At 25.2% G+C, this 1,204-nt stretch carries 2 protein-coding genes; one reads left to right on the top strand and one right to left on the bottom strand.

Going from position 1 to position 1,204, the window contains the following annotated elements:
- Positions 1-290: 290 nt before the first annotated feature.
- Positions 291-710 carry an Mlp family lipoprotein gene (locus U881_RS0101880; protein ID WP_051374024.1) on the bottom strand — a complete coding sequence of 140 codons (420 nt, stop codon included), beginning with the start codon at positions 708-710 and terminating at the stop codon, positions 291-293.
- Between the two features lie 171 nt (positions 711-881).
- On the opposite strand from U881_RS0101880, the gene U881_RS0101875 reads away from it, so the two are divergent.
- Positions 882-1,204: DUF603 domain-containing protein (locus tag U881_RS0101875; RefSeq protein WP_024653069.1), on the top strand; the 323-nt coding region annotated here is incomplete at its 3' end.

The following is a 1,204-nucleotide window of genomic DNA, read 5'->3' as shown; positions in this document are numbered from 1 at the left end:
TGATCGCAACTATTAATCATCAGTAATAATATCAAAATAATATTGATTTTTTTCATTCAAATCTCCTTATATTTACGATTTAAAAAAATATATATCAATTTCTATTAGGGTGTATTGCTGGTTCATAAGTTTGGATAATATGATTGCTGGTTTTATGAAAATTGTTAGTTTGTTATTAAATTGTTTTTACTTTATTAAATTTCTAATTTAATAAATGAGTTCATATGAATTATATTTTTAATATTTTGCAACAATATAACAAGTTTTTTTTAAATATGTTGTTTTAACTTTTATTGACAAACACTTAATACATGTTGTTTAAAGTTAGCTAGTTTATTGTCATCCATTGTATCAAAATAGGCGGTTACTAGGTCCTTAAAAGTTTTTTTTCCTTCATCATTATCTTTACAACTTTCAAGTTGAGTCTTTATGTGATCCAAAGCTTCTTTAATTTTAGATTGATCACATAGTAAAAACTTGTTAAACTTTTCTTCATTATTTAGAGCTTGTTTTAAAAAGTTTAAGTTTGCTTGTTCTTCATTATTTAATGTTTCTCTTAATATTTCTTCAGGTGTTTTTTGTGGTATTATTGTTGTTTCTTTATTTTTTTTACTGAAATCTTCTGAAGGTTTTGTAGGTTTTGTTATTTCTTTACAGGAACAAAGTGATAATAGGCTATAAAATAATAAATAGTTTATATATTTAATCATAATACTCTCCTTGTTTTAAGGGTAGTTCAAATTCATTATTTTTCTTGTATAGATATATATATCCTTGTGTTTTCATATGTATTTTGTAAAGTTTGATGTTTTGTTATAAAGTTTATGTTAAACAAAATTAATTTTTGTTAACTTATTGTTAACTAAGAAGGTTAAAGTGTTATGAGTAAAGTAAAAAGAGCATATGAAGATTATGCCATGTATTTCAGTGAAGGTCGATTAAGTGATGCTGAAATAGCGAAGGAACTTGGTGTTTCACGAGCGAATGTATGTAAAATGAGAAGCAAATGGGAAAGTATTAAAGATAATCCAAAAGAATGTGGTAGTAATACTAAAGTTACCATTTGTGAAGATACATTTAAGAGTATTTTGGACCGAGCACTTGAAGTAAATGCAAAGGCTCGTGAACTTAAGAGTCAATTTAGTATAGCAAAGAGTCAACTTGGACTTAAGTTTATGAAGGCATTTAACAATTATTTGGAATT

The sequence above is a fragment of the Borrelia persica No12 genome (assembly GCF_000500045.1).
GTDB lineage: Bacteria > Spirochaetota > Spirochaetia > Borreliales > Borreliaceae > Borrelia > Borrelia persica.
The sequence above is the reverse complement of the archived record's forward strand: the minus strand, read 5'-3'. Positions and strand labels throughout refer to the sequence as shown.

Coding starts and splice junctions, on each gene's coding strand:
- U881_RS0101880 (WP_051374024.1), bottom strand. CDS start 710: ATGATTAAATATATAAACTATTTATTATTTTATAGCCTATTATCACTT.